Source organism: Methanococcoides sp. DA23 (assembly GCF_057593895.1).
On sequence record NZ_CM172520.1, the window covers coordinates 1,522,075 to 1,547,326 of the forward strand.

Genomic DNA, 25,252 nt, shown 5'->3' on the forward strand with positions numbered 1-25,252 from the left:
CATTTCATACTGCAATGCATACCGTCACTCATTACGGACATTTTCATATTACTGATCAGAATCCCAGTTTTTCATCTAAAAAGGTAACATTCCCCGGAGATATCCGGGGACTTTTCAACAGATAGAGGAGTTGTTTCCTATCACTTCTTCTTTGAAGTTGCTGATACCATACTTACATTTATAGCAGCCATCTTGTCAGTATGTGCCTCATGCTGTGAATAGAACCACATTGGGACATACAGAGCAAGTACACAGATACCGACAATTGTTGAGAACCAGCTTCCTTCAACACTGTTAAGGTAGATCACACCGATCAGACAGAGAGGAAGGTTGAAGAGACCAAACATCAATGCAACGTTCTTCCATCCGGTTGGTGCCTTGAATGGCCTGTCAAGACCAGCAAGGTCCGGCCTTGATTTTGCCTTTACGTATGCGAAAAGGCTGATACCGTTAGCACAAACATATCCGATCGCTGATGCAGCAAGGATAGCTGATGGAGTACCCATTGAGATCAGTACAAGGTTGAAGATACCGATAACGACCATTGCGAGTACAGGAGTACCATGTGCGTTTGTCTTTGCAAATACTTTAGGAAGATTTCCTTCAGTTGCCATTGAGTGCATTGCTCTTGAAGCACCAAGGTATGCAGTCTGGATGATAAGGACCATTGCTGCAATGAGCATTACAATAGCGATCGTTGAACCGAAGCTACCGAGTGCTATCTGTGCAAGTGGGAGCATTGGGTCAATTGGTGCAGCTGCAATACCATCGATGCCCAGTACACCAGTAATGGTCATCTGTACAAGGATGAAAGCTACCAGACAGATAGCACCACAGGAGAACAATGCCTTTGGTACATCGGACCCAGGTTTCTTATATTCCGGACCATAAATAGCTGCAGTTTCCCATGCACAAGCACTCCACTGAGCCATTGCAAAGATACCGAGCAAGATCAAGATATGATGGAAATCCCATGCCCAGTCAGTTGGCAACCAGGTACTGGTTATGTTAGACATTGCGAAGTCGCCGGTTGCATAAGGAGCCAGTGTAATAATTGCCATTGGGATAAGTGAGAATGCTGCGAGGATATAACCCACAGTAGCACCACTCGAAAGTCCACGGTAGTTCACAAGAATAAGACCACCAAATATCACAACACCTGCTATCATTGAAAGCTGGTACTGGCTGAAAGTTGCTGCAAGTGAGGGGAACAAACTGTGGAGATAAAAACCAATAAGAATTGCGAAGATAGCAAGTACAGGGTTCCATGCGAACCAGTAACTCCATGCACTGAATCCACCGATCAATTTACCCTTGTCATACTTTCCTTCATGATTAGGTGATTTGAAAACATTCTGTGCAAATCCAGGCAGACCGGATGCATTAGGGAATGTAGTTGCGAGTTCACCATAAGCGAGGTTCTGCATAAATCCCTGGAATACAGAGAGACCCCATACAATAATAGCAAATGACCATAGATAGCTGGCAAAATAGCCAATCGAAGGTAAGATCAATAAAGGTACACCAATAGCAATAGCCAATCCCTGCTTCCAATCGATCGATCGTTCAAGCTCACCGGTTTCACAGACAACTTTAGCACATTGCTCTGCGTGCTTCCAGTCTATACCCGATTTCTTTTCCTCAGACATATTACATCACTCCTTTTAATATTGATTTCTTGTAATAATTAAGAATAAACCAGAATCATATATAGCATAATTTGCTTTGAAAGCTCGACTGATATTGGAAATGGACATACCTACAAGAAATGACCAGGAGTGTTGGATATTCCAAAGACATGAGAATTTCCAAAGACTTTAGTTTATATATAATTCAAAGGTCATTTTAAGAAATCAATATCAATAGCCATATTATTTAAGAGAAGGAAACAATTATGCGATTTACCTGTTCAGCCTGAAAAACAACCGAGAGAATCATTTGGGTCAGTACTGGACTTTATAGAAAAGGGGCGATGAAAAAAAGAATTACATGTAAAGATAATCAGAAACGATATTTTGAAAATTAATATAGTCAGTGAGAAATATATTCCCATTGATTCGTCTCATGATATCAGCAATTAATGCACCAGCTGTTATTTGAATTTACCCGAGTTTATCTGTATTATAATTAGAAAGTTATAGGGGTTGCCTTTTCTCGATCTCCCTTATACCCCAACTTTCCATGCGAGGCTTAGTTCAAGCCTAAAGACTTATCAAAATATCTTTGGGATTGTTCTTGATCGTTCTCATCATAACTCACATATGACAAAAGCATATATACATCCTTTATATCAACTATCAAATTGCCACAGCTTTTTTCTGTCCCAGTAAATGTCTTACTTTGTTCCTCCAATAATTCAACACTGCCAAGGAAAGACGCATACAATTCCACAGCCTCTTGCTCATCCATTTGTCCAACATCAACAATATAAGCAAACAATGATTTCTTCTGTTCTGCAAGAGCCTTCGCAATTTCCACACCCATATCACAAGGAGCAATTGCTATTTTATCAGAATACTCTTCATTCTGGATCCATAATGGGAACATGTCCACCGTGTCACCGCTCTTCTCCTTCATACTTTTACACTTCTCACATCCCTCGGGACATTCAAAATAGTCCAAAAGTTTCATTACATCTTCTTTAAATTCTCTAAATTCGTTCTCAATAGACATCTTTTTCACCATTCCTAAATTCATATATTCATTTTAACAACCATCAGCCGTACCCAATACATCCCTAGATCATTCATCCCAATAAAAAATAGAAGACCGCTTTCCCCTATCTAAAAATCCTTCCCGATTTCCTTAGCCCGATTCAGGCCAGCCTTCAGCAACTTTCTATGCAGCGGGAGAGATTCGAACCCTTTTGTTCAATACGGTCCAACATACCTTAACAGTTAGTATATAAGTTAACCGATGGGATTATAGATTCAGGAATATACAAAGAAAAATATTACCATATTATGGTTTTATAATAACTTTAAACTATAAATTTAAATAAAATACAATAATATATATTACCAATCAATAAATACATAAATATATTCGATCATTTTAAAAGTTGATCAGAGGTCATATTATTCGATAATAAATTACCCTGATCAAGTATCAACAATTCAAAGAAGGTGTCCTATGTTCCGGAAAGCTGTATCCATACGCCCAATATCTTTACTAGTGGTCTCTGCACTATTGATATTCCTTTGCTTGCTCCCATTAACCGCATCTGCATACTCGATCGAGGATGTTGAATGGAAATCAACTGCCACTTCCACATTACACTGGGGAGATACGACGACTAATGGGGTAGGTGGTGATAGGTACATAGTAAAAGCGGAAGATTTCACCAAAGATGGATATGTGCATATTTCACTGACAAGGAACAATGAAATTAAAGATTTCAGTTTCATGAGGGTCGGCCAGAGCCTTGAGTACAGGGATGAAACAGATGGACAGGACATAAGGGTCTATGTAAAGAAAGTAACCGTGAACATTGATGAATGGACCGGCAAGATGGAAGATCCTACCGCAGAGATAGAGATCTACAGAAGAGGATTACCGGATTTTGATATTTCGATCAGTACAGACAAGGACACATATGACCCGAAGACCATGGGTTCACACCAAGCGATCACAGCGACATTTTCCGTAAAGAACACAGGGGATGCACAGGGTAAGAACATTGAACTCACCATTGAGCCCGAGGGACTGGAGATCGTGGATGGAAAGCTCAAACATGACATTTATGGTCTTGAAAAGGGTGAGGCTTCCGAACCCATAACGGTCAAATTCAAAGTGCCTCACCCATGGGAAGAGACTAAGCTGGACATAAATGCCAGAGTTGAAGCCAAGGACATCAACAACGACCCCTATGAGGACAGCGAATCAAAGACCATTACAATTAAGCCGAAGGTCGAATTCATACTCACTAAGTCCATGACAAAAGAGATCTACATGGATGAAACTGCACACGTTCTTGTATCTGTCCGCAATTCGGGCAACTACAATGTTAATTCGGTCACCATACGGGATTTCACCATCGAGGGTGTTGAATTGAAGGATAGTATAACCCTTGAAAAGACCCTCTCATTCGCACCAGGCGAAACGAAAGAAATATTTTCATATTCATTAAAACCACTTAAAGAAGGTACCTTTACTGCCCCTAAAGCAACTGCATCATTTGTAGCTTCCAATGACAAAGAGTATACCTACGCATCAAATGCCCCGCAGGTAACCATCAACGGCCCGGATATCGTAATAACCCAGACATTGGATAAATCGACCATAAGACCTGAAAATGAAGTGAAGGTAACAGTAACAGCTAGGAATGAAGGCAACAGAGATGCCAGTACCAGGGTAATTTCGACCCAGTTCCCGGAAGGTACAACATTCATTAGCGGGGACACGATCCTCGACATGGTCCTTGGTAAAGACCAATCCAGCAGTTATACATATATCTTGAAAATGAACGAAATTGGAATATTTAAAATTCCACCTGCAACTGCAACGTTCATCGATATGGAAGGTTTCAAAGGTGAAAAGATATCGAACATGCCCAGCATAACAGTAGAGATACCACCTGAAGTAGAAGAGACCAATCCTTCAATCACTTCGACCATATCCGACACTGCAGGCACTTGGGCTGAATCACATACAGCTTCTGGAGAGAGTTTTGTAAACAACCTTGAACAAAGTGAAGAAAAGGTTCAACCCGGGTTTGGATCATTTTTCGCAATTGCCAGTATTGCAGGCGTATATCTGTTGAGAAGGAAAAATTAAAAGGGTCATATGATGAAAGCCTACATTTGCATTATACTAGCTGTCTTGATCTTGGCCTTAGCGAATGCACCCATAGCAGCAGAGGAGAATGGGAACTGGGAAGAACGTGTTAACCATACACTGTACTGGGGTGACAGTATCGATATGAATGGATCATTGATAACAGCACATGATTTTTCAAAGGCAAGGCCATTTGATACTGATACAGACTATGTTATGCTCACGGTCCTTTCAGAAAGTTCAGAAGAATGGAATGTTATGCTCTCGGTAAATAATAGTGATCTACCTGACAGCAAGATCATCGAGGGAAGGTTGAACATAACTGCTCTGGAAGTAGTGACCGGGGATGACATACCCGTCCCTTATGCGAAGATAGGAGTTTCAATTTTCAATGTCACAGAAACCGATGCTGAAAGCTGGGTCAACAAAACACTTCAAGTCTCGAAGACAAAATTAAAGAATGCAAATATTGATGAGCGGGCATACATCACCATCCAGTTACACAACCTTAGAGGCACCAGCCTAGACGAGATCTCCATCAATGAAACCCTTCCAGAGAACCTTATACTCGACCCGGAAATAGAAGATATCCATATTTCGGACCTTAGCCCCTACTCAAAGGAAGTGATCCAGTATTCGGTAAAAGCATTGTATCCGGGAAATTATACCATACCCCCCACAGAGATACGGTTTGTCAATAAAGGGATCACCTATTTCCAATACAGCAATTCGACCAACTTGATAGTTCATGGCCCTTACATCAACGCTACAAAGACCGTTAAAGGAAATGAAACTGATCCGGAGGTACTCGACATCACGGTGAATGTCAAGAACGAAGGTGACAGGGCAGCACATATCAGGGTTCACGATGAGATGATCATCGATTCCAAATTTATTGAAGGCGAGACCTCGGCAAACCTTGTACTTTTCCCGGAGAACACCACTATTTTGTCATACAGCGTCCACATGGAAAATATCCAGGGTAATATGATCGTACCTTCAGCAGTCATTGAATTTACTGATGCAAAGGGTTATTCCGGCACAGTAAGAACAAATAGATATTATCTAATCAATATCTTTGAAGATGAGGAAGTAGAGGTCATCGAAGAGCATGATGACTATACAAGGCCACAGATGAACACTTCCAATAGCAATTCTGAAGATAGGATAATAGAAGCTGATATTCCCAGATATGGAAATATTAGATCGATCAGAGACCTTGTGGATACCACATTTCAAATAATCAACGAAGCCCTTTCCTTCTGACAAATAATGGAATTCACTGAACGAAACCTATATAGCCCTTTCAGGAGTTTGGACAGCTGGAGCATGAAATGAAAAATGATCAGAATCTAGATAAAGTCAAATTTGAGATAATCCTCTCCGGCAGATCCAACGTTGGTAAATCTTCCATAATAAGGGAGCTCACCGGCAAACAAGTAAAAGTTGGAAAACGCCCGGGAGTTACATTAAAACCAACACAGATCCTTCTTTCCGATATGCTCATAACGGACCTACCTGGTTTTGGGTTCATGAGCGGTGTAAAGGACAGGAAACAGGATATTGTAAAGGACCAGATCGTCCGCTACATAGAGAAAAATGCTGACAGGATAAAGATCGCAGTGATAGTTGCTGATCCTGTTTCATTCGTTGATGTCGTTGAACGCTGGGAAAGCCGAAATGAAATACCCATCGACATTGAGATATTCGACTTTTTCAATGAACTTGGGTTCGACACCATCATAGCCGTCAACAAGATGGACCGCATAAAGGATGTGGAGCATGATGAAAGGCTTGATGCTATAGTTGAAAAGTTCGGTTTGTCAGCACCATGGAAACAGTGGAACTATATCGTTGCACCCACCAGTGCTAAAAAGGGAGATATAAAAAGCCTTAAGGGCCTTCTTAGAAAACGTCTCCACGAAGAAAAAAGAGATGACCTTTTCAAGTATATCTGAAATTGGACTGAGATATCATCTTACGTGAAAAGCAGCACCCATATCATGTGCTATCTTTTCACATTTAGGAATGTCGACATCATTGAAGCCCACTACGGTCATACGAGCCTCAATTCCGGCATTTACTGCTTCTTTTGTGAACTCGAGCATTGCATCATAGGCATTTTCAAAAGCAGGCTGGCACAATTCGTCATACCTTTCTTTCGATTCGGCATTAAGGCTTACTGAAACTTCATCAAGACCGGCTTCTTTAAGCTCAGTGATAACATTCCTTTCAGGATGCAGTAATTGAGCATGTCCGTTCGTATCGATCCGTACCTTTACCCCACGCTCTTTTAACCAACGAGTTACCTCAAGCACAACATCGAACCTTATAGTAGGTTCACCAAAGCCAGTGAAAACGACCTCGTGGTATTTTTTAAGATCAAGAGAACCGAGCTTATCCAGGATAGCATCAATGGGCGGTTCTTTCTTAAGGCGAAGATCATATCCATAGATCCCATCAGAAATATCACGAATACAAAAAATACAGCTTGCACTGCATCTGTTAGTAATGTTAAGATAAAGATTGCCATGCCCTTCGTAACAGATAGTTCCGACACCTGCAACATTCCCATCGATTTTTTCTTCGATCATTCGTAACTGCCTCCTTTATCCTTTACCCATATTCCCGGAACGATAGATGAACATCCTTCATAGGACACATCATCCGATAGAAAATACATCCATGCTACAGAACTGTCTTTTAGGATGACTTCCTCTCTGCAAAACCATTTCCCCTCAAATCCATCTATAGCGGACAATGTACTATCATCGATATTGAACAACTCACCAACGATACTAGACACAGGATACCCTTTCACGACTGCGGGAAAAAACCCCATATCGAGCATCTGAAATTGATCTTCGGTACAATTTTCCGAAACAAATGATGATCCATCAAGAAGATGATGGTTCTGATGTCCTTTTTTCAAAGTGCCATAGACAAAAAGGGAATTCATTTTATCCCAAAGTTCATCTTGATGAGGCCTTTACGCACAGCATCCGGCAACTGCCCGCACTGCAATGCCTTCATCTGCTCAGGGGCGATCATCCTGATGGCAGTCGACATCATGGAATCGGAACGCATGAGATTATCCATAAGCTTGCGCACATAGACCGCCGTTTTTATCTCAAGTCCCATCTCCCGCCTCCAGCGCTCATCATAATCCTGTAAAGCACATTTCCCATCGAGGAATTCAGCTGCGGTCTGTCCTGCGATCTTACCCCCGACCATTGCAGTGGAGATGCCGCCACCGTTGGTGGCTATTATATGACCTGCTGCATCCCCTGCCACAAGCGTATCCTTCGTTGCAGTTACTTTGGGTGCACCGCCTACCGGCACAAGGCCGGATACGACTGAAACAATGGAAGCACCGGCAAGTTTCGGACTTGCTATGGGGTGCTTATACATGAACCTTTCAAGATAGTCCCTTGCAGACAACCCGTTCCTGAACAATACTTCCCTTATACCTACACCGATATTCGCGGTATCCCCCCCCTGGGAGATTATCCACGCATAACCACCGGGCACGTAGTCCTTACCAAAGTACATCTCAACGGCTTCGCGGTCAATATCCACACCAGTTATCTCATACTCGAAAGCAGTGCCTGTTCCCATGGGATCGGGATCCCTTACCAGACCCTTTGCCCTGCCTACAATGGAATTTGGGCCGTCTGCTCCAATAAGCACTTTAGCACCAATGGCATGTGCTCCAAAAACACCATCCACATTAACGGAAGTACCATTGACCTCAAGAACATTGGTACCTGCCATTATATCCGCACCGCAGCGTCCTGCCTCTTTTGCAAGATACTTGTCGAACCTGCGTCTGTCGATGGCATCAGCATCCACTTCAAATTCCTTGGAATATCCGTTCGGAGCGATGAAACGCTGCACACTGCTTGTAGTGTGAATGCACTCCGCAGGGATCTCCTCAAGCATATATGGAAGTTGTGCATTTGGCACAAGCTCCTGTAAAGTATCAAGATGAGGAAGGAAGCCCCCACATTGAAGTGGTACTCCTATGTCCTTTTTCTTTTCAATGAGAAGGACGGATGCACCTGCCTGTGCAGCATAAGCTGCAGCAGTTGAACCTGCAGGTCCTGCTCCGACAATAATAATATCATATAATTCTTCAGGTATCATGAGAATGTGTTCTATAGTAGCGATATATTATAAATGTGTTTCAACAGGAAATAATAAGGGAACAATTAGAATAGATAAGAGTAAGATCAACAAAATAAGATGATATAGGAAGATAATTAGAACAAAACTAAGAGAATCAAAAGAATGTCAGTAAATGGTATGAAGAAAGATCACTCTTTCTTTCACACCAGATATGAACACTGAGAAATTACTCAGCGACTTCGCCGAATGCGAACTTGCGCATTACTTTTGTTACCTTGATGGTAACTTCGTCACCGACGGAGGTGTTAGGTACAAAGACTACAAAACCGCTTACTCTTGCGATGCCGTCTCCTTCCCTTGCGATATCTTCAATTGTCACTTCGTAAGTCTCGCCAGCTTCTACTGGTGCAGTGGATTCCATGTTATTAAACAAACTTTTCACGTCCTTTTATTATGCTAAAAAGAACTAACTAAACCGGAACATAATGGAAAAAATCAGCAAATACATGAGTAAATACTATTTAATGCCTTACGTTTGAAGTAGAAAGTTATACTTTGAAGCAAATCTAAATAGGTGTAACTCGAATATAAACATGTTGGTCAAGCCCATGAAAATAGGAAAGTGGGTGAGATCAGTAACCCCCACCGACCTGCAATATTTCAAAATCCATATCATCAGGAACCACAGCTTTGAAGACAAAGACATCACATCTCAGATTCCTTGCCTCTGCGATGGCACGTCTCTGAGAATCAGAGATATCACCATCTGTGGTTTTTATGCAGAACATCTTTTTGTTATCCTTATTTACAAGGAAATCAAGATCATCGGAATGAGCTTTGAGGAAATCCACGAGTGATTTAAGCTCCTCCCATTTGCTGCACATGTGGATGCTTTTTGAAGCTGAGTTCTCCACATACCAGTCTTTGCTCATATAGGGATATGCATTGTACTGGTCAACAAGTTCATCATATATCTTGTATAGCTTGTCAGCATCCCGTTTCAGGTTGATCCATTTCCATCCCTGTTGAGCAAAATAGCTTGCAGCCATAATCTCAACGATCAGTTCCTTATCATAATTTTGCAATTTCATCCTAACACCTAAAGATCAAAGATCATCGTCCTGTGAATAACTCCTACCAAGGCGTAAGGCTATTTCAGCCTTTTGAATTTCACATCCAAGATAACCCGCATGGTCGAGCTTTGATATAAGACCCATTTTAATTATCGTCTCGATGACTTCCTTTGCAGTCCTGCCCGTGATGGTCGCATTCTCATGCTGTGCAACGATCATACCGCCGCGATCATCGGAAACTATTCCGATACGTAACGGCCCGAGTGGATCAAGTTCCCAGCCTGCAAACCGTTCTGCAGGAATAGACCCCTCCGGAATAGCAACATCAGGTCGCCGCCTTTTCTCCTTGAGCACCAAAAGATCAAGCCCAAGGTCCTTCGGAGAACTATCCCTGTTCAAAGCAAGCGCCATCATCTTAGCACCGGTATTAAGCTCAGCAATAGAACCTCTCGTCTTTTCACTGAACTCCGGTGTGAACAAAATGCATGAACCAACATCAGCGGCCAGTCCACAAAGAGTAGCATTCACACCAACAGAATCGGCATCTATGAGTTCGGTCACATTGCCAGCACCGAAGAATACCGGGACCTCCGGATACTCCTCATGAAAACGTGCATACCTGACTATAGAATCAACGAACCCATGCCCGATGGGATCAAGCACGGGGTCGGCAATTATGTTTTCAATGCCAGCAGACCTTGCGGCCTGAATATTATGAACAAGGCTCTCAAAACTGTTTCCGGCATCAGGAATGACCACCGCAGCAACTCCTGCTTCTGCCACATCCTTCCCCACAATATCGATATTGCTTGAATTAAGACTGAGCACCAGATCGACACCCTCGTCCATCGCAGCTTTTAAAAGACCAGGTTCCAGAGTATCAATGCTAATAGGAACCGTTGAGACCTTACGAGCCACACGAACTGCCTTCCGGACCTCTTCGACAGATGACGTCAGCGAAGCTCCCAGGTCAATGATATCTGCACCCTTTCTGATAAATTCAAGAACCTTTAGCGATAAAGCATCTTCCTTGAACCCAGTTGCATCAACTATCTCTGCCATGACCTTCATTCGAGAGCCGCCACCAAGCTTCACATCACCAAGCATTGCAAGCATATCGGCATTTTCTTCCAGTTCCACAAGCGTTTCAAGGGCAAGTTCTCTCCAGATATCAGAAAGAAGTTCACATGCAGGCACCTCAAGTGAGAGATCCATCCCATCAACGAACTTGAGGACACTACCAATATCATAAGCATGTTTAGGACCAAGAAATACCTTGCACCCAAGTTCTTTTGCCACCATGGAAAAATCACCGGATGCAAGCCCCGGGACCAATATAACATCGTACATCCCCTTTTGCTCTTTAGTAGCAGACAGCAATCTATGAGGGGTTATAAATGCGGCAACATCTACGTCGAGTACGAGAACATCAGCATTATCACCCACAGAAGACCTTACGGTCCTTTCCGCAAGCTTACCCGTAGCGATCAGAACTTTCATGGACTTAGATTCCCTGCATCGTAAAAAAGAATATCCATAGAAATTGAATGCAAATTAAAAAAATATATGCTGATCGGAAATATCCATTCCGACCAACGTATGAAATTACTGTATTATATCGATAATAGAACCGCCAAAGGATGCCTTTGAACCCATAGGTTCGACAACTGAGCGGCGACCTCGCTCTGCACGAGTAAAGGATGGCTTTGAGTGTGAGCTTGTGTTTGAGTTCGTAGCTACGTTCTCCATCATACCGCCCTGAAACTGTGAACCGAGCACCTGAGAAGACTGGACACCTGTCATGATAGCCATTACACGTACCTTTCCTTCGTAGTCGTCCCTTATACGTGCTCCCCAGATAACGTTTGCATCCGGTGAAAGTTCGTATGTCAGGGATGATGCGATCTCTTCTGCTTCCTTCAGGCTGAGGTCTGGGCCACCTGTGATGTGCACAAGACTTCCGGTAGCACCTCTGTAATCAACATCGAGAAGTGGGTGATTAAGTGCTGTGCGAACGACATCAGTGCTCTTGTCCTGGTTCTTGCTGTCACCAACGAGCATGACCGCAACGCCGCCACAGCCCATGATAGCCCTGATATCAGCGTAATCGAGATTGATGAGGGATGGCTGAGTGATAGTTTCAGTAATACCCTTAACTGTCTCAGCGATAAGCTGGTCCATTACAGAGAATGCCTGCTCGATAGGAAGGTTTGGAACATAGTCCAGAAGCCTGTTATTATCAAGAACGATCACTGTGTCAGCTGCACTGCGGAACGCATCGAGACCTTCTTCAGCCTTGACGGTACGTGCACGCTCGACCATGAAAGGACTGGAGACCATACCAACAACGATAGCTCCCTGCTCCTTTGCGATCTCTGCAACAACTGGTGCAACACCAGTACCGGTCCCTCCACCCATTCCAGCGGTAATGAAAACAAGATCGCTCTCTTTGAATATCTCTTCAAGAGTGCCACGTGCGAGTTCTGCAGCCTTGGCACCAACCTCAGGATAGCCACCTGCCCCAAGACCCCTTGTGAGAGTCTTACCGACGAGGATCTTCTTGTCAGCACGAATGTGGTCCAGATGTTGCTTATCAGTATTGATAGCAATGGTCTCTGCACCTTCGATGCCGATATTATATAAACGATTGATAGTGTTGTTCCCTGCACCACCGCAACCAACGATGGTGATCCTAGGCATACCGAAGCCTTCGAATTTGTCGTCTTCTGTAACTGACTGCCTGTACTCTCTCTCTTTCTCTGTGTGTTTTAGTGCTTCTTGTACTATAGACTGCATGTTCATCCCCTCTCTTGGATTTGCATTCTAGTGCAAATTATGCGCTCTACTACGCATTTACCGAATTCAATCAATGTGAATTAAATTTCTACTCTCTTGCCAGGTTTCCCCGGCGCCATCCGTGTTGTAAGCAGATGGATAGATCAGGATAAATTGAATAGAATAACATAAATATTATCGGATAAACCGATATCATCTTATCAATTATCGCATCTCTTCTTGTCAGATCGCGTCCAATATAGAAATAGATCTGACAGACATATGTCCGCCTGAACTGCCCCCATAGGACTGTCTTCAGATATAGTATTCATAAATATTATTATATAAGCTTATCGACAATTGTCGGAAAGGACTTGGACATTACTGCAATCGATTTTCCAAGTTAGCTTGTATATAAGTTCTGATATTGTCGAAATATAAGCCCTTGAAATATAATAATATTTATTGATAAATGCGCACCAAGAAACTTTATTAAACATAGAGAAGAATACTAGAAATTAGCTACATTTTATATTTTAGAGGACATGATAAAATGCCAAGATATTCAATAGAAGAATTCATAAGTGAAACCGGACAGAAGGACAAAGGAGAAGGTTTATTCGAACTTGAGCGCGACAGGATGCTCGAACTGAACCTTAATGGCCGCGTCTGGACAAAACGGGGTTCAATGGTAGCATACCTCGGTAATGTGAAATTCACAAGAGAAGGTGTACTGGAACACGGTGTCGGCAAACTTTTGAAGAAAGCTGTAACAGGAGAAGGCATCAGCCTCACAAAGGCAGAAGGTCAAGGTAAAGTTTACCTTGCAGATGCCGGAAAGAAGATATCCATAATCAACCTTGACAATGAAGCAATATTCGTTAACGGAAACGATCTTCTGGCATTCGAGGAAGGAATAAGCTGGGATATCAAACTTATGAAAAAGGTAACCGGCATAATGGCAGGCGGACTTTTTAATGTAAAGCTCGAAGGTACCGGAATGGTTGCCATAACCACACATTACGACCCGGTCACACTCAAAGTCACAAAGGAAACACCGGTATTTACCGACCCCAACGCCACAGTTGCATGGTCTGGCAACCTCAACCCCGACCTCAAAACAGATATATCACTAAAATCATTTGTCGGACGCTCAAGTGGTGAAAGTATACAGATGGCCTTCAAAGGTGAAGGATTTGTTGTGATCCAGCCTTATGAAGAGATACCTTTCCAGCAGCCGGTAGCTTAAACATATTATCTTTAAAATGGCAGACCAAAAGGTACTGCCAAACATTTTATTAAGCTCTTTTTTACATTCAACCCTTTGTGATACACTCATACTGCACATCAGCGCGTGTTATCTGCGGAATTGTGCCCCACATACCCATGTGATCACCCTGTATAACGACCGCACCATCGATACCGGGGATAGAACTTATAGCATCGAAGGCATTTTCCACACCCTCATGTCCTATGCCTGTTGCATTGGACAGTTCGGTGGCTGCGGAATCTGCCAGGGAGACATCATCTGAAAAGACCACGGCAGCATCTGCACACCCGAAATTGATAGAGGGACCAACTGTACCAGATGATGTGCATATACCACGAATGTGGTCAGAAGGCTCGAGTGTGAATCCAATGTTCCTGATAGAGGACTGACCGGCATATATCCCTATAACTATTGGCCTGTCATTGATAACCGCAATATCTCCCCCATTATCGACAATTGCAGAAGTTGCACCGGCGTCGACCATTGATCCAACTGCAAGCGAAGCTATCGTACCCGCAACTGCGGACATGGGACCGATACCCACGGAATTCCCGGCAGCAACGAGCCTTTTGACAACCTCAGGTGCATCATTTGAACATTCGTAGGGTTCAAGAGTTACCTGAAAATAAGGATCAGAGCGGATGTAGTCCTCAAGTTCCAGCCGGTGTACGGCTATGGCATCCTTCGCCACCTCGATATAGAACTGCTCATCCGCAACTATCGTTACGATAGTTTCCTTTAACTGGAAATGTTCTTTCATGTTCGAATATCACTGGCCGAGAACCAGAGCATTGTGCGGACACATGGTCAGGCAGGTCCCACACTGGATGCACTTGTCATGATCGACCTCCAGACTCCAGTCGTCAGCAAGGGAAAATACCCCCACAGGACAAACAGATACACATGCACCACATTCCACACATTCTTCCTCATCCCTGCATATAGGAGTGTCAAGAACTACGACCTCGGCACCTTTCTTCACAAGAGAATCCCGGATACTACCGAACTGTTCGGAAGGAATATCAGCTACGACCTCACCATGAGTAGTGTCAAAGTGTGCCTGCGAAATGTTCAGAAGAGCACCTGTTTCGACAATAGCCTCCGCTAATATCGGTTTTGAAACAATGGCAGATTCAATGCTTATCTTTATCTTCATCTTTATTGCCTCCTTGCGAGCAGTTTGCTGATATCATCACTTGTGATTATACCAACCACTTGTTTCTTTGCATCGATCACAGGTAGTGCAGAAACACTGTTGCTGTCAAGTTTGAAAGCCGCAATGTCTATTGCTTCATCAGGGCTTGTGGTCACCACATCTTTTGTCATGATATCTTTGACAAGATCATATTCCGCTTTTGCAACAGCTTTGGAAATATCCCACGCAGTCACGATACCCACAAGGGAATTATCCTTATCGACCACAGGAAGATGGCTGAACTGTTTATCCATTATTGTTTTTGCAGCATCGTTAAAGCTTGCTTCTGCCCGAATGAGACTAACGTTCGAGGTCATGATATCGCCCACAAGAGGATTAACACTGGATAATTTCATCGAGTTGCATGCAGTGTCCCTTGGAAGACGTTCCACCGGCATGCTGACAAAGAACTCACCGCCTTTTATCCAATCTTTAAGTTCATTGGCGATCTGGCGGGACTTTTTGAAACTTGAAAGAGATGAGGTCGTTACTTCCTTGCCATTGACATCGATCGAACCGGAACGTAATTCGCCATATGTGACAGACCTGATAGCAGGACGTTTACTGCTTGGAATACCATAATCAAGAAGATTTGTAACGATATCATCATCTGTTACAGCAGTGGCTTTTGCAATATCCTCATTGAGCACAGGTATTGGAATACCCATTCCAACATAAAGGGAAGTTCCATACCCTTCAAAACTGGCAGCACGGATGTATTCTGAGCTCATTTCCTTCAGATCACCTTTAAGCATGAGGGTTCCAAAGCCTGCTGCAGGTGAGTGTTGTGTACCTTCGCCTACGATGTAGCCCTGAGTACCACCAAGGAAGATACGTGTGCCTGTGCCTATGGTCTCATAGTTCGGGTCATTGTGCATTGGAGAGAGCACTCCGGCACCAGAGTAGGTCACATTGCCATGATTCGGTAGTAGAGTACCCATATAGGTGTTAAGAGTATGATTGGTACTGTTAGTAGCAGCGTTGTATTTCTGGTATGAGTTACGAGGATTCAGCATGATGGCCTGATTCAGATCATAGATGTTAATGGTGGTATCGATCACCTTTCGTGGATAACAGTCGGTTCCAGGGGAAGTTCCATGAACATCGATGGACCTGCCACGAATGAGATCTTCTATGACATGAGCACCGCCGTATTCCAGTCCTTTGGACCGGGATGCCTGAGTGGCACCTATATATGCATCTACCGCGGCAACACCGGAATAAGCCTCAACATCGTTGAGCCAGAGCTTGTTTATCCTGATAGGAGGTTCCGAATGACCAAAATTCAGCCATACACCGGAAGAACACATGGCTCCGAAAGTACCGGTAGTTACGACATCGACTTCCTTTGCAGCACCTTCTGCACCGAGCTCGCCCACGATATCCACCATTTCTTCGGCAGTCACTACATTGACACTACCGTCACGAATCCTGCCATTGATCTCATGTATTGTTTTTTTGACCATATCTACTACCTCTGCCTGCTAACGAGTAATAATCAACTGTACATATATTACTTCCGGTTATTTCAGATATATAATAGAGGCTTAAATAATGGTTTACAAAAAAGAAAAGGAAAGATGAAAGGAGATAAATGTAGCAGGAAAATAAAAACAAGAGACACGAAAAATAAAGGGGAGTAAAAACAGAAAGAAAGATCCATACAAAAAATAATTCAAATAATAAACTAAAGAACGAAGAGTAACAAAAAGAAGAAGATCATTTTGGCAACAGTATATGGACCGTCGTACCAAAACCTTCCAGACTCTTCAACCAGATCTTACCATTGTGTACATCAATGATCCTTTTTGAGACGTTCAACCCAATACCCGTTCCGCCATACATTCGAGTAAGGGAACCATCCACCTGATAGAAGCTGTCAAAGACCTTATCGACCTTGTCCCTGGGAATTCCGATACCATTGTCCTTGATCCGAATATGAATATAGTCAGCCTCATCCTGTACCGAGACAACGACTTCCCCTTCAGACATGAATTTGACAGAATTGTCCATGATATTATTCAATGCAGTTGTCAGCCTTTCTTCATCGCCATAGATATCCGGCACATTTTCAGGAATATCCCCCCTGAAGAGGATGTTGTTGCTGCCGACCTGAGCTCGTGCCTTTTCGATGGAATTGAGAATTAGTCTCTTGATAGGAAGGACTGTGAACTCATACTTGTATTTGCCTTCTCGCTCCATGCACATATAGAGTAGTGAATCGATGAGGTCCTTCAATCGTTCCGCATTGCGCACAACAGCATCATTCGCTTTGCTTTGCTCAGGGTTCAGATGACCAAATTTCCCATCCCCCAGAAGCTCGCTGAAGCCTTTGATAGATATCATGGGTGTTTTAAGCTCATGGCTTAAGTTCGCAAAGAACTCGTTCTTGAGATTTTCAAGTGACCTTAGCTCATCATAGGCTTTTTGTGTCTTTTCGAACAATTGGGCATTCTCAATAGCGATACCAATATGCTTACCCACATGCTCAAGGACCTGCAGGTTCTTCTCAGATAGAGGATAGCCAGATGGAAGTACCAGAATAACAAAACCTACAACCTTGTCCCTCGAATAAAGATAGAAGGTTAGATTTGTTTTTGTTATAAAGCGGGAATCCTGACGTATGAGCTCATCTGAAACAATAGTGTTTTTAGGCAGATTCGTCACGTTCTTGAACATATCCTCATCCTGAGAATAGTGGATCGTAGATGCAAGCACATTATCAATGCCTATGTTCGTCCTGAGCTTTGCTTCATGCAGGTCATGATCTATTATGTAAATGCCACCGGCCTCGATCTCGAAAAGATGACCAAGCTCCATCAATACCTCAGAGAGCATTTCATCGATATCCAGTGACCCTGATGCAAGTGTTACAGCAGAATAAAGTATAGAGATGTCACGCTCATGATCCACGACGGATTGTTCAGCACGTTTTCGACCGGTTATATCAAAAATTATCCCATAGAAATGGTCGACAGTTGAATCGTTTGTTCGATGGATCACTGTCGTCTCATATACCCATTTTACATCATTGGATTCTGTTACGACACGGTATTCACAACTGAACTCATCCAGTCCGGCATTAACAGCCTCAGAGATTATGCCATTTACACCATCACGATCATCTGGATGTATTATGCTGTCGTAAAGTAATGTACCGGAAACAAGGTCTTCCTTTGAGTAGCCGAACCTTTCAATGTTCTCGCTAACGAACTCGACCGGGCGTCCCACCTCCACACGCCAGAAAAACACAACAGCAGGGCTCTTATTAATTACAGATTCTAACCGTATTTTCGTTTCTGCAGATAGCTTTATTTCTTTAAGGGATTGCCGCAATTCAGATTCAAGACCATTTATTCCCTTAAGTTTTTCGTGTTCATCATTCATATGAACTCATCCCCTTAGCTAGATACCGGACTGCACATAATGAATATTGCTACACATATATAAATATACATATGTTTATGAATACATAATAATTTATTAAGATTTATTATAATAATTGTTTTAATACACTGTGTTTTTTTAAAATGTTATATAAATTATAAAAAGTGAATGGTAATAAAAGTTTGATTTAATAAAATATAGAGGTTGCTCATTTATAACTGAGATTCGATAATGAGAACACGCGGGCCTGACGAACCCTAACATCGATTATCCAATAATAATCGATTTATCCCAAAACTTTATTAAAGGCAAATGAGTATACCGAGAAGAAATTCCCTATAGATATTAATTGAATTAATAAAATCCAATCGAGTTGATCATCTTGGCAATAGAAAAAGGAGATATCATTAAAGTATCATACACCGGAAAGTTCGGTGAAGACCAGATCTTTGATACGACCGACGAAGAGCTTGCAAAGGCAAACGAGATCTACAACCCACGTGGCATGTACGGTGGAGATGTTGTAATCGTAGGCGCAGGACACACCATTGCAGGTCTTGATGAAGACTTTGCAGGTAAAGAGGTCGGCTATTCAGGCACAGTTATTGTCACACCTGAGAAAGGTTTTGGCGATCATGACCCAAAACTTGTGGAGAACATTTCCATTACAAAGTTCAAAGACCATAAGGCATACCCTGGCATGAACGTTGAGCTTGACAACAAAAGAGGTACTGTTGTAAAGGTCATCGGCCGCAGAGTACGTGTCGATTTCAACCACCCTCTTGCAGGAAAGGATGTCAACTACGAGTACTCCATTGACGAGAAGATCGAAGAGCCTGTCGAGAAAGCAAAAGGACTCCTTGCACTATATACAGGCGTTTCTGACCTCGAAGTTACTATCGAGGACAACAAAGTATCCATTGAGGTCCCTGCAATGCTTTCATTCAACCAGCGCTGGTTAATGGCAAAGGGAAGAGTAGCAAGCGAACTCATAGAGTACCTTGGTCTTGAAAGAGTAAGCTACGTAGAATCATACCCAGTTCAGATGCCGGAACCTGTTGTAGAGACAGCAACCGAAGAAGAAGTTACAGAAAGTGAAGAGTAATCCTCTTCACATTCTTTCTTTAAAGTAATTATACTCATTTCAAAGCAAAAGCCTTATACATGAAAAGGCTGTTTAGGAATCATTCATTTGCTGAGGTAGCCAAGTGGACTACGGCGCCGGTCTTGAAAACCGGTAGTGCTAACGCGCTGCAAGAGTTCGAATCTCTTCCTCAGCGTCCACACTTCTTTTAGAATTACATTTTGACCATGCGATCGTTTAGTTTAAATGTTCCCTAAACATCACCGTTTTTCTACTGTACCAATTACTTCTTTCCACATTTCAGATTTATCCGAAATTTTCATAGCCCTTGCTGGACTTGAAGATGGAACAACTAAAATATCAACATTTGTTGGTACATTACAGTGCTTAATATATTTCTCTGCTTTTTTCCCATTACAGATTATTTTTTCGATAGATGTTAGTTGAGAAAAATCATTGTATTCTTCATTACGGATACTGCTATCTGAACTTCCAGTTATCTCACAATCTTTCAAAGTATCCCACAATCCAATTTGATGATCATGCAAAATTCGAATTCTGCCATCGTAATCTAAATCTTGCAAATCGATTGCAAGTATTTCACCCATCAGTTTCCAGAACTGATTCCTGGGATTTCCATAGTATTGATTTATATCTCGGGAAATTTGTGAAGGAAATGTTCCAACGATTAGTAATGTCGTTTTTTCATCAATTATAGGGTCCATTGCAAATTCTCTCCTTTTTGCTTTATAACATTCAAAGTAAATGATTCTTGGTATTTTGTATAATGTAATACAAAATGCTATAGAAATCAAAACATAATTTTTATATATAGTTATAATTCTATTTTACAGTATATCATTCTGCATATCAAATTACGAATTATAATAAAAGGGGTACAACATGAAAATAATTTATAAAATAATTGCACTTTTGCTAATATTAGCATCTATGACTGCAATTGGATGCACAGACGTTGCAGCCGAGGAACAAATAAATGAAGTGCCCGGTGCAGACACGGATACAACTTCGGAAGTTGGATTATCTGACGAGATCATGCAAGTTCAACTGGCCCAGGATCAACCCATTGCAGTAGCTCATGACCATACTCTTTAAAGAGTGACATAGTCGAATGAAACATATCCTTGAAGGGAAGAACGGCGAATAAAAGAAAATTGAACTGGGTATGTATTGTTCCGACAGACAGCAATTGTATTTTGCAGAACAATACATCATAAATTATTTATCATAACAGTCTCTATTTATTTTTATGACCTGGTATGTAGTAGACGCCCTGGACAAGGCATTTGGACGAACAAAAAAATGCCTTTTTGAGCCTTTTGATTTCTGGAAGTGGATGAAACTTGCCATCATCGTTATGCTTATCGGCGGTGCTGGAAGCAATTTCAATGGCGGTGGAAATAGTTATTCATCTGATGGTTACAACCTTCCTGAGTCAGGTGCAACTGACAGCTTCACCGATGCTTTCAGAGGTTTTGTTGATCAGATCCCGACGGATCCTGGAATGGGATTGATCATTGGGATAATAGTTCTCATATTTATCCTGATCTTGTTCTTCTCCTACGTTTCCAGTGTCATGGAATTTGTATTTGTTGAATCCCTCGTAAGCAATGATGTCAGATTCTGGGAATACTCCCGCAGATACCTGAGGAAAGGTTTGGGACTGTTCGTATTCAGGATATTGACAGGTATTCTTTTGCTTGCCATCATTGCAGTTATGGCCCTTCCCTTTGTGCTACCGTTGATAGATTCTTCAGGTGGAAAATTTTCAGACGCTATAGCAAGTAATGCTATTTCCTTAATATTACTGTTAATTAGCATACTTCTGGTAACAGCAATAATTGGCGGGATCATCAGTTCATTTATCAATCTGTCAATACCTTTAGCCATTTACACAGAGTCCGGCATTTTCCGCGCATTTTCCAATGTATTTAGACAGTTCAGGAAAGACTGGAAACAAATAGTTGTTTATTGGATTGGCAGGATAGTGCTTGGTCTTGCGGTTGGAATTGCAGTAGCTATCATTTTATTGATAGTAATGGTTGCAGTAGGTCTTTTCATCTTGTTCGTAGACATGCTTCTTTATTTTGCCCTTTCAGCAATTCTACCAGGATCAGATAGCATTGCCTGGATGATCCTTATACCAATAATTTTGATCGAGCTGATCTTCTTCATCCTTTTGCTTGCATTTATTGCCCTGCCTGCAAGTGTCTTCATGAAATACCACATGCTCACATTCCTGCAGCAATGGTATCCTGATGTGGAAATTCCTGTGTTTGACATGCAGCAGATCAATGAGGAGCTTTATTGAATTGATGATCTGATCGAGAATATCGAACTACATGAGACGATATCAGAAGAAGAGATGACATCATCTGTATTGCAGGAATTCTGCGGCATGCTTACGACGGCATTAAGACATACGTGCTGTGTCTGGTGCTGGAGGAATACTTTGGATTAATCCCTATTTGCTTCAGAGATTCCATCAAGTGTACGATAATTGAATCGGACATTTAATATCCAGATAGACATCATTTGTATTTTGTAAGAGCTTGATGGATCATTCTTTTTTATATATATATCAAATGCTGAAAGATTATTGTGTTTACTCAAATTTACCTTGGCAGCATATATATGGCCACAATCACGCATACTGTGGTCAAGACATTGATATATGTGAACAAGTGATATTACAAAATGAGGAGGGTTAATATCATGACATTGGAAAATATAAGTAGACAAACTTTATCGGACGGTTTTTTAGGCTTGATCATAATCCTATTCACAATATGGGCTGAGTGGATGATTGTGCGTACTTTCTAATGGGCAACGAACAAAAAGAAGTTAAGCGAGAGTTCAATTTGGCTTGACTTCAGAATTCCGCTATTTTTAATTTAATTGCTTGTAAGATCGCACTTTCCAGCTCCCCGGGTTCATCTGTACCTATCCTGTATATTTTACCGTCTTTCATCTTGATCTCAACTGCATCAAGACCAGAAACATTGAAGATCAACATTTTAGGCCATAGCCATAACCTTATTCCCCAGCCATAATACCAATGATTCCTTACAGTTCTCACTGAAACGATCTCATTAAGCGGAAATCTCTTACGAAATATCCCATAACCAAATTTTATTCTTAGGTAGTTTTCATCGATCATTACTTTAAGTGTTGTAAAAGAAATTAAGATCAGCAAACTGAGCAACATAATGGCAAAAACGATTGGTTCAAAACCTGTTGTTGATAAAATAGTTCCAAAAAGTAAAACAAGTGCGAGTGAGACAACTATTATTAAATATCCTGTTTGAGTGTGTTTGTAATTCATATCATTAAGTTAGTTATATCAAATTAAAAGCTTTGTTTCCCACATCCCTAACCTCCCCATTACACGATAAGTAAAAACCAAGAATGATAAATGCAATAGAAAGTGAATAATTAACTGGAGTGGTAAATATGGATTCGGGATTCGTTTTTTTAGGAGCAATATTTCTGATTATATTAGTATATCTTATATTTTTTGTAGAAAGCCTTTTAGTTAAGATTTTGGCGGAGAAGTTGGGCATACTGACAATATTGGCCTGCTAAAGGGATTTGAAACCAAGTAAGTATGATCAATAGAACTATTAAATTGGAAAATAGCTTATAAGTACTAATTTCTGTAAACATAGTACATTAGCACTGTAATGCAAAGTGTCTTTAGGATGATGAACTGATAGATTCGATCAATCGGAACTTGGTTGAATATGCCTCATCATTATCAATACTTTTCGTTTTTCTCGTCCTACCTGGTATGCTTCTTCACTGCAAAATGTGAATCCCCATTTCAAATAGATCTGTTGAGCAGCAGTGTTGCCATCCCATACACGTAACCATATAACCTTGAATCCTTTTTGCTGAGATATCGATTCCCCATAGATAGAAAGAAGTCGTCCAACCCCTTTCCCCCTACAATCATCCTGAACATAAAGACGTTGCAATTCTATTGCCCTACCAGGAACTAAGCGATCAGGTATTTCAGAATCCACATATTTTGCATAGCCACATATTACACCCTTTGCGTTTTTACAGAGCAGATATATGCATCCAGAGCTTTCTATCTCATGCTTGATCAGTTCTTCTGAGAAAGCCTCTTCCACATAAGTTCTAAGTTCATCTATAGGAAGGGTGACCTTATATGCATCTATAAATGATTCTTTCCCGAATTCGGAAAGAAAGTTTACATGCAACAAATTGGCTTGTACTACATCAAACTGATCGTTCATAATACCACCTAAGATCAAATATACCCGAATGCTATGAGCAAAGAAAATGACATGCCGGATTAATACTCATTGTTGATATTTGATTTCAATATTGCGACAAAGATATTTCATAACTTTTTTAGAGGTAAAAATTGCCCGCATGCCTTGTCCATTGAAGTTCTCAAAAGCATTAAAGGCATGAGTATAAGATTTCCACTTTAGTAACGTCTCTAAATAAAGCAGAATCGTTGGTTACAGTGTTAAACCAGTTATAATTTGAATCCGACAATTACCGTGGGTCTATATCATTTTTCTTCTAATTATGAGACGGTTCTCTTTAATAGTTAGTAGTCACAAACATTTGCATGTAAAAGACTATTTGTTCGTGGGGGACAAAATATGAAAAATACCACAAAGAGCTTATTGTATGTTCTTTTCATTTCTTTAGTCGTTTTGTCTATGCCTGTGACAGCTGCTTCTGCAGAAGTTAGCACTGTAATGTATGATGGAAATGCTCTTGAGTCTGCAAATCCACCAGATGTTGTAGCCTTTGCCAATACGGCATATTTTACACTTCCATCCGAGTTCCAGATCAGGGAAGAGAGAAAATCAAGGTGGTCACTTTGTTGAATAAGAAACCATTCATTTGGGTCATAGTTATCCTTAGTGTGTTTTTATTTTCAGGTGTGTTTTCAAGCGATGCCTATGGCTGTGCTATGACTGACTGGCATACCGTTCTGACAAAAGGAACACTACTTCTAATAAACAAATATTAAAAAACGTTTAAGAATGGAAGGTGAACGAACAATGAACATCCTGAACAAAAGCATCGGTAGATTTCCATTGGGAGTCTGGATCGCCCTCATTGCCCTCATATCCCTGTTCTTGGCTTGGTTCATGCAAGCCTATTCACTCCTCAATTGGGATAGTGCTGTAGATCTTGGATTCCAGAACGAACGTTTCACTGGTGATGCTGCAGAGCGTGCCTGGGCTCAGGAGAGCTGGGGCGTAGCAGTAACTGATATGCTATGGGCAATGCCTTTAGGGATTATGGCCCTCATCGGACTTTTACGAAAAAGGTTCTTTGGTTTTGCTACGGGATTGATGGAGCTTTCCATAGGTGTCTATTTTCCAATCGTTTTTGCATTTCAGAGATGGACGACCTATCCAGAGACAGTGATCATAGCCATTTTTCTATGGACCATACCTTCGCTTTTAGGGATAATTGGCTTGTGGGCAAATCGCGAATACTTTGAGAAATATTAACTACCGTGATCAAAGGCATATCATTCGACAGAATAA

Annotated in this window: 25 protein-coding genes and 1 tRNA gene; 10 read left to right on the plus strand and 16 right to left on the minus strand. The window is 41.6% G+C overall.

Annotation, left to right across the window (positions count from 1 at the left end; genetic code table 11):
- Positions 1–140 precede the first annotated feature (140 nt).
- Both AC20MK_RS07305 and AC20MK_RS07310 read right to left on the minus strand, forming a co-directional pair.
- Positions 141–1,649 (minus strand): APC family permease, encoded by a 1,509-nt coding sequence (locus tag AC20MK_RS07305; protein WP_487355209.1) that lies wholly within the window; start codon positions 1,647–1,649, stop codon positions 141–143.
- 541 nt (positions 1,650–2,190) lie between these two features.
- On the minus strand, positions 2,191–2,673 hold the full coding sequence (locus AC20MK_RS07310; RefSeq protein ID WP_487355210.1) for a hypothetical protein: 483 nt from the start codon (positions 2,671–2,673) through the stop codon (positions 2,191–2,193).
- A gap of 459 nt (positions 2,674–3,132) precedes the next feature.
- On the opposite strand from AC20MK_RS07310, the gene AC20MK_RS07315 reads away from it, so the two are divergent.
- The 3 genes from AC20MK_RS07315 (at position 3,133) to engB (ending at position 6,734) form a co-directional block, all read left to right on the plus strand.
- Positions 3,133–4,776 carry a BatD family protein gene (locus AC20MK_RS07315; protein WP_487355211.1) on the plus strand — a complete coding sequence of 548 codons (1,644 nt, stop codon included), beginning with the start codon at positions 3,133–3,135 and terminating at the stop codon, positions 4,774–4,776.
- A 51-nt stretch (positions 4,777–4,827) separates the two neighbouring features.
- Complete coding sequence (locus tag AC20MK_RS07320) at positions 4,828–6,042, plus strand: hypothetical protein (protein ID WP_487355212.1); 1,215 nt, start codon at positions 4,828–4,830, stop codon at positions 6,040–6,042.
- 68 nt (positions 6,043–6,110) lie between these two features.
- Complete coding sequence (gene engB / locus AC20MK_RS07325; RefSeq protein ID WP_487355213.1) at positions 6,111–6,734, plus strand: GTP-binding protein EngB; 624 nt, start codon at positions 6,111–6,113, stop codon at positions 6,732–6,734.
- A 15-nt stretch (positions 6,735–6,749) separates the two neighbouring features.
- Here engB and AC20MK_RS07330 read toward each other — a convergent pair whose 3' ends face one another.
- From AC20MK_RS07330 to ftsZ, 7 genes are all read right to left on the minus strand, one after another.
- Positions 6,750–7,370, minus strand: coding sequence for a TatD family nuclease-associated radical SAM protein (locus tag AC20MK_RS07330; RefSeq protein ID WP_487355214.1), 621 nt, complete (start codon positions 7,368–7,370; stop codon positions 6,750–6,752).
- Positions 7,367–7,735, minus strand: coding sequence for a gamma-glutamylcyclotransferase family protein (locus tag AC20MK_RS07335; protein ID WP_487355215.1), 369 nt, complete (start codon positions 7,733–7,735; stop codon positions 7,367–7,369). The genes AC20MK_RS07330 and AC20MK_RS07335 overlap by 4 nt, the downstream gene beginning before the upstream one ends.
- Positions 7,732–8,922, minus strand: a complete 1,191-nt coding sequence (locus AC20MK_RS07340; RefSeq protein WP_487355216.1) for a geranylgeranyl reductase family protein — start codon at positions 8,920–8,922, stop codon at positions 7,732–7,734. The genes AC20MK_RS07335 and AC20MK_RS07340 overlap by 4 nt, the downstream gene beginning before the upstream one ends.
- Before the next feature lie 208 nt (positions 8,923–9,130).
- Positions 9,131–9,325, minus strand: a complete 195-nt coding sequence (locus tag AC20MK_RS07345; protein ID WP_048063138.1) for a TRAM domain-containing RNA chaperone — start codon at positions 9,323–9,325, stop codon at positions 9,131–9,133.
- 211 nt (positions 9,326–9,536) lie between these two features.
- On the minus strand, positions 9,537–9,995 hold the full coding sequence (locus AC20MK_RS07350) for a hypothetical protein (protein WP_487355217.1): 459 nt from the start codon (positions 9,993–9,995) through the stop codon (positions 9,537–9,539).
- 15 nt (positions 9,996–10,010) lie between these two features.
- Positions 10,011–11,477 (minus strand): dihydropteroate synthase-like protein, encoded by a 1,467-nt coding sequence (locus AC20MK_RS07355; RefSeq protein ID WP_487355218.1) that lies wholly within the window; start codon positions 11,475–11,477, stop codon positions 10,011–10,013.
- 105 nt (positions 11,478–11,582) lie between these two features.
- Complete coding sequence (gene ftsZ, locus AC20MK_RS07360; RefSeq protein WP_487355219.1) at positions 11,583–12,773, minus strand: cell division protein FtsZ; 1,191 nt, start codon at positions 12,771–12,773, stop codon at positions 11,583–11,585.
- A 532-nt stretch (positions 12,774–13,305) separates the two neighbouring features.
- Between ftsZ and AC20MK_RS07365 the strand changes: the two genes are divergently transcribed.
- Positions 13,306–14,001, plus strand: coding sequence for an AIM24 family protein (locus AC20MK_RS07365; protein ID WP_487355220.1), 696 nt, complete (start codon positions 13,306–13,308; stop codon positions 13,999–14,001).
- Between the two features lie 67 nt (positions 14,002–14,068).
- Here AC20MK_RS07365 and AC20MK_RS07370 read toward each other — a convergent pair whose 3' ends face one another.
- The 4 genes from AC20MK_RS07370 to AC20MK_RS07385 all read right to left on the minus strand — a co-directional run bounded on the left by AC20MK_RS07370 (position 14,069) and on the right by AC20MK_RS07385 (position 18,604).
- A complete protein-coding gene (locus tag AC20MK_RS07370; protein ID WP_487355221.1) occupies positions 14,069–14,782 on the minus strand; it encodes a UPF0280 family protein in 714 nt (237 codons plus the stop codon).
- A gap of 9 nt (positions 14,783–14,791) precedes the next feature.
- On the minus strand, positions 14,792–15,178 hold the full coding sequence (locus tag AC20MK_RS07375; protein WP_487355222.1) for a 4Fe-4S binding protein: 387 nt from the start codon (positions 15,176–15,178) through the stop codon (positions 14,792–14,794).
- Between the two features lie 2 nt (positions 15,179–15,180).
- Complete coding sequence (locus AC20MK_RS07380; RefSeq protein WP_487355223.1) at positions 15,181–16,683, minus strand: homocysteine biosynthesis protein; 1,503 nt, start codon at positions 16,681–16,683, stop codon at positions 15,181–15,183.
- Positions 16,684–16,936: 253 nt separating this feature from the next.
- The gene (locus AC20MK_RS07385; protein WP_487355224.1) at positions 16,937–18,604 is read right to left on the minus strand and encodes a sensor histidine kinase; all 1,668 of its coding nucleotides are present in this window, start codon (positions 18,602–18,604) and stop codon (positions 16,937–16,939) included.
- A gap of 382 nt (positions 18,605–18,986) precedes the next feature.
- Here AC20MK_RS07385 and AC20MK_RS07390 point away from each other — a divergent pair, with 382 nt between their 5' ends.
- Both AC20MK_RS07390 and AC20MK_RS07395 read left to right on the plus strand, forming a co-directional pair.
- Entirely contained in the window at positions 18,987–19,709 is a 723-nt protein-coding gene (locus AC20MK_RS07390; RefSeq protein ID WP_487355225.1) for an FKBP-type peptidyl-prolyl cis-trans isomerase, read from the plus strand.
- 89 nt (positions 19,710–19,798) lie between these two features.
- A tRNA-Ser gene (locus AC20MK_RS07395) sits at positions 19,799–19,884 on the plus strand.
- Between the two features lie 64 nt (positions 19,885–19,948).
- On the opposite strand, the gene AC20MK_RS07400 is transcribed toward AC20MK_RS07395, so the two are convergent.
- Positions 19,949–20,413 (minus strand): DNA-deoxyinosine glycosylase, encoded by a 465-nt coding sequence (locus AC20MK_RS07400; RefSeq protein ID WP_487355226.1) that lies wholly within the window; start codon positions 20,411–20,413, stop codon positions 19,949–19,951.
- A 178-nt stretch (positions 20,414–20,591) separates the two neighbouring features.
- Between AC20MK_RS07400 and AC20MK_RS07405 the strand changes: the two genes are divergently transcribed.
- Both AC20MK_RS07405 and AC20MK_RS07410 read left to right on the plus strand, forming a co-directional pair.
- Positions 20,592–20,804, plus strand: a complete 213-nt coding sequence (locus AC20MK_RS07405; RefSeq protein ID WP_487355227.1) for a hypothetical protein — start codon at positions 20,592–20,594, stop codon at positions 20,802–20,804.
- 154 nt (positions 20,805–20,958) lie between these two features.
- Positions 20,959–22,020: a DUF7544 domain-containing protein gene (locus AC20MK_RS07410; RefSeq protein WP_487355228.1), complete on the plus strand. Its 1,062-nt coding sequence runs from the start codon at positions 20,959–20,961 to the stop codon at positions 22,018–22,020.
- Between the two features lie 561 nt (positions 22,021–22,581).
- Here the strand turns inward: AC20MK_RS07410 and AC20MK_RS07415 are convergent.
- The gene (locus AC20MK_RS07415; RefSeq protein ID WP_487355229.1) at positions 22,582–23,034 is read right to left on the minus strand and encodes a hypothetical protein; all 453 of its coding nucleotides are present in this window, start codon (positions 23,032–23,034) and stop codon (positions 22,582–22,584) included.
- Between the two features lie 397 nt (positions 23,035–23,431).
- Positions 23,432–23,971 (minus strand): GNAT family N-acetyltransferase, encoded by a 540-nt coding sequence (locus tag AC20MK_RS07420; protein WP_487355230.1) that lies wholly within the window; start codon positions 23,969–23,971, stop codon positions 23,432–23,434.
- A gap of 378 nt (positions 23,972–24,349) precedes the next feature.
- Here AC20MK_RS07420 and AC20MK_RS07425 point away from each other — a divergent pair, with 378 nt between their 5' ends.
- Both AC20MK_RS07425 and AC20MK_RS07430 read left to right on the plus strand, forming a co-directional pair.
- Positions 24,350–24,580 carry a hypothetical protein gene (locus AC20MK_RS07425; protein WP_487355231.1) on the plus strand — a complete coding sequence of 77 codons (231 nt, stop codon included), beginning with the start codon at positions 24,350–24,352 and terminating at the stop codon, positions 24,578–24,580.
- 159 nt (positions 24,581–24,739) lie between these two features.
- Positions 24,740–25,216 carry a hypothetical protein gene (locus AC20MK_RS07430; RefSeq protein ID WP_487355232.1) on the plus strand — a complete coding sequence of 159 codons (477 nt, stop codon included), beginning with the start codon at positions 24,740–24,742 and terminating at the stop codon, positions 25,214–25,216.
- Positions 25,217–25,252: the final 36 nt, after the last annotated feature.

What these genes read in the sequence shown, in the direction of transcription:
- AC20MK_RS07415 (WP_487355229.1), bottom strand. Translation starts at nt 23,034, where the DNA reads ATGAATTACAAACACACTCAAACAGGATATTTAATAATAGTTGTCTCA.
- AC20MK_RS07345 (WP_048063138.1), bottom strand. Translation starts at nt 9,325, where the DNA reads ATGGAATCCACTGCACCAGTAGAAGCTGGCGAGACTTACGAAGTGACA.
- AC20MK_RS07400 (WP_487355226.1), bottom strand. Translation starts at nt 20,413, where the DNA reads ATGGACCCTATAATTGATGAAAAAACGACATTACTAATCGTTGGAACA.
- AC20MK_RS07410 (WP_487355228.1), top strand. Translation starts at nt 20,959, where the DNA reads ATGACCTGGTATGTAGTAGACGCCCTGGACAAGGCATTTGGACGAACA.
- AC20MK_RS07370 (WP_487355221.1), bottom strand. Translation starts at nt 14,782, where the DNA reads ATGAAAGAACATTTCCAGTTAAAGGAAACTATCGTAACGATAGTTGCG.
- AC20MK_RS07405 (WP_487355227.1), top strand. Translation starts at nt 20,592, where the DNA reads ATGAAAATAATTTATAAAATAATTGCACTTTTGCTAATATTAGCATCT.
- AC20MK_RS07385 (WP_487355224.1), bottom strand. Translation starts at nt 18,604, where the DNA reads ATGAATGATGAACACGAAAAACTTAAGGGAATAAATGGTCTTGAATCT.
- AC20MK_RS07375 (WP_487355222.1), bottom strand. Translation starts at nt 15,178, where the DNA reads ATGAAGATAAAGATAAGCATTGAATCTGCCATTGTTTCAAAACCGATA.
- AC20MK_RS07430 (WP_487355232.1), top strand. Translation starts at nt 24,740, where the DNA reads ATGGAAGGTGAACGAACAATGAACATCCTGAACAAAAGCATCGGTAGA.
- AC20MK_RS07340 (WP_487355216.1), bottom strand. Translation starts at nt 8,922, where the DNA reads ATGATACCTGAAGAATTATATGATATTATTATTGTCGGAGCAGGACCT.
- AC20MK_RS07315 (WP_487355211.1), top strand. Translation starts at nt 3,133, where the DNA reads ATGTTCCGGAAAGCTGTATCCATACGCCCAATATCTTTACTAGTGGTC.
- AC20MK_RS07310 (WP_487355210.1), bottom strand. Translation starts at nt 2,673, where the DNA reads ATGTCTATTGAGAACGAATTTAGAGAATTTAAAGAAGATGTAATGAAA.
- AC20MK_RS07350 (WP_487355217.1), bottom strand. Translation starts at nt 9,995, where the DNA reads ATGAAATTGCAAAATTATGATAAGGAACTGATCGTTGAGATTATGGCT.
- ftsZ (WP_487355219.1), bottom strand. Translation starts at nt 12,773, where the DNA reads ATGCAGTCTATAGTACAAGAAGCACTAAAACACACAGAGAAAGAGAGA.
- AC20MK_RS07425 (WP_487355231.1), top strand. Translation starts at nt 24,350, where the DNA reads ATGAAAAATACCACAAAGAGCTTATTGTATGTTCTTTTCATTTCTTTA.
- AC20MK_RS07380 (WP_487355223.1), bottom strand. Translation starts at nt 16,683, where the DNA reads ATGGTCAAAAAAACAATACATGAGATCAATGGCAGGATTCGTGACGGT.
- AC20MK_RS07365 (WP_487355220.1), top strand. Translation starts at nt 13,306, where the DNA reads ATGCCAAGATATTCAATAGAAGAATTCATAAGTGAAACCGGACAGAAG.
- engB (WP_487355213.1), top strand. Translation starts at nt 6,111, where the DNA reads ATGAAAAATGATCAGAATCTAGATAAAGTCAAATTTGAGATAATCCTC.
- AC20MK_RS07420 (WP_487355230.1), bottom strand. Translation starts at nt 23,971, where the DNA reads ATGAACGATCAGTTTGATGTAGTACAAGCCAATTTGTTGCATGTAAAC.
- AC20MK_RS07335 (WP_487355215.1), bottom strand. Translation starts at nt 7,735, where the DNA reads ATGAATTCCCTTTTTGTCTATGGCACTTTGAAAAAAGGACATCAGAAC.
- AC20MK_RS07305 (WP_487355209.1), bottom strand. Translation starts at nt 1,649, where the DNA reads ATGTCTGAGGAAAAGAAATCGGGTATAGACTGGAAGCACGCAGAGCAA.
- AC20MK_RS07330 (WP_487355214.1), bottom strand. Translation starts at nt 7,370, where the DNA reads ATGATCGAAGAAAAAATCGATGGGAATGTTGCAGGTGTCGGAACTATC.
- AC20MK_RS07355 (WP_487355218.1), bottom strand. Translation starts at nt 11,477, where the DNA reads ATGAAAGTTCTGATCGCTACGGGTAAGCTTGCGGAAAGGACCGTAAGG.